The organism is Acetivibrio sp., assembly GCF_035371925.1.
Taxonomy (GTDB): Bacteria; Bacillota; Clostridia; order Acetivibrionales; family Acetivibrionaceae; genus Hungateiclostridium.
Window position 1 is genome coordinate 1 of sequence record NZ_DAORXT010000174.1, and the last position, 2413, is coordinate 2413.

Genomic DNA, 2413 nt, shown 5'->3' on the forward strand with positions numbered 1-2413 from the left:
GTTAGCGTAAAATTACTATAGGGAATTCAAAGGTATAATCTGGAAAAACAATAGAAAAGAAGATGAAATCCTGTTAATATATAATCGCTCAAAAAATACACTAACAAAGGAGATCATCTTCTATGTATAACAGTATACAACATTTTAATGATATTGGCGTTAAAAAAATTGAAAAAATAATAGAAAGTTTTGTGGCAGAGAAAAAGGATTTAGCAGACTTGGTACTCGGCTTGCAGGAAAGCCTGTTTGAACTAGGGAGAAACATTGTAGCAGAAGTTCTGGAAGATATGGACGAATATCTCCGGAACAGTGCCGAACGCAAGAAGAAATACGAGGTTATCAGGAAAGATCCGAACACACTTTTAACGAGCTTTGGTACGGTTACATATAGGCGGACATATTACAAACCCAAGGCAGGCGGTCATCGGAAGTACTTGGTGGATGAACTGGCGGGAATAAAGCCACATGAACGAGTGAGTGCGGATGTAGTAATAAATGCGATTGAAGAAGCGACACAAAGCAGTTACAGGAAGGCTGGGGCAAAAGCTGCCTACGACAGTGAGATAAGCAAACAGGCAGTAATGAATAAAGTACACGAGATAGAAGTTGTGGATGCACCGCTGCCGAAAAAAGAAAAAAGGGCCGTGCGAGTGCTATACATAGAAGCCGATGAAGACCATGTTTCCCTTCAGAATAAGGGTGGGAATGGACGGCGTAAGGCAGGAATGAGCATGCCAAAGCTGGTATATCTACACGAAGGAATTGATGAAGAAAAAAGTACAAAAAAGAGGGCTATGCTAAAGAATGTCCGGTACTTTGGCGGAGATATCAAAAGCGAAGATTTATGGCTTAAAGTGGCCCAGTATATAGATGAACAGTATATTGAGGAGAGGATTGAGACAATATACATTTCAGGAGATGGGGCATCGTGGATCCGGCAGGGGCTTCAATGGATTCCTAAAAGCAGGTTTGTATTAGATAATCACCATATGAATAAATACATACGGAAAGCAACCGCTCACCTGCCAGACGACTGTTGGTACAATGCCTTGCGGGATACGATAGGGATTACGGATAAGAAGAAGACAGCGGAGGTTTTTGACAGAGTACTGAAGCTGACAGAAAGCGAAACAAAGAAAGAGGCTGTACGGGAAGCAAAAAGGTATATACTGAACAACTGGGATGGGATAGAGATTAGGGAAGAAAAAGCTGGTGAAATTGTCGGGTGTAGTGCGGAAGGTCATGTGAGCCATGTATTTTCGGAAAGGCTCAGTAGTCGGCCAAAAGGATGGTCGAAACTCGGTGCTGACCAAATGGCTCGTCTTAGGATATACAAGCAGAACGGTGGGAAAATCTACGATTTGGTAATGGGACAGAAGAAACGGGAGCAAAAGGAGCAAGAAATCAGAGAACAGGAAGAAATGATAAACGGCTTCAGAAGAGGATCAACCAAGTACGAGGACATTACAAACGTGAACCTGACGGTATTGCAGACGGGACACAAAACTGTTCTTTACAGGGCTCTCAGAGGTATTATTGGCATGTGTGGATAAGAAGGGAGGGCGAAGTTTAGAGTAAAATCTTTGCAGGCAAAAAAATATAGTAGGCCTTGAAGAAGGTCTTTCCATAATCACGACATTATGTGGAAAAGCAACGGAGGATTTGCTGCTTTAGCAGACCCCTGAGGCGAAACATTGCGGAGGCAGGTACGCAATAGTACGCCGGCCGCCATGCTACAATGGGAGGTCCGATGGGGGAAAGAGACAAAAGGATTTGCTACTTCCCTTCCCCCATCGGCAGAAGAGACAAGAGCATGGCGGTGGGAGTGTGTCAAGGCACTGTGGAATAAATGGGAGGGGCCCGGCGTAAGCCGGGAAGGAAACCGTTTATGCCGCAAAAGGCCTTGACACACTCCCATAGGCGGACGAAAGTAAGGGGATACATTTGAATATGAAGTTTTGCTTCGAAGACTTTACATGCAAAAATGCGTAGCATTTTTACCTTTTATGAAAAGAGAGAAATACAAATAAATTACCTTATGTACAGACTATAAGGGAAATGAAAAAATTGCCCAAATTAACGGCTCAACACGTTGAAGCGAACCCTTTACAATAACGGGGATACATGTGGTATAATGAGCAAAGTAGTGACTTAAACGCTAAAGCTCAGCTATTTTTATAGGGGGTTACCCAGGCTATAAAAACATCTCCGGGGATGTTTGTTGTAAAGGGCGTTCCTGACTATTAAATATCAGGATGATTCTTTTTTTCTTTTCCCTACAGTAAACTGACGCTATCAATTTAGTTGCAATAGTTGCAATATATATTAAAATATTGTACAATATAAATGAAAGTTAAATATTGTTATTGATGTGTGGAGAATTGGAGCCACATCAAAATTAAGGCATATGCCT

At 42.1% G+C, this 2413-nt stretch carries 1 protein-coding gene; it reads left to right on the top strand.

The window, feature by feature from the left end; all coding sequences use genetic code 11:
• Positions 1-122 precede the first annotated feature (122 nt).
• Positions 123-1553 (top strand): ISLre2 family transposase, encoded by a 1431-nt coding sequence (locus tag PLH43_RS13570; RefSeq protein WP_324364000.1) that lies wholly within the window; start codon positions 123-125, stop codon positions 1551-1553.
• Positions 1554-2413: the final 860 nt, after the last annotated feature.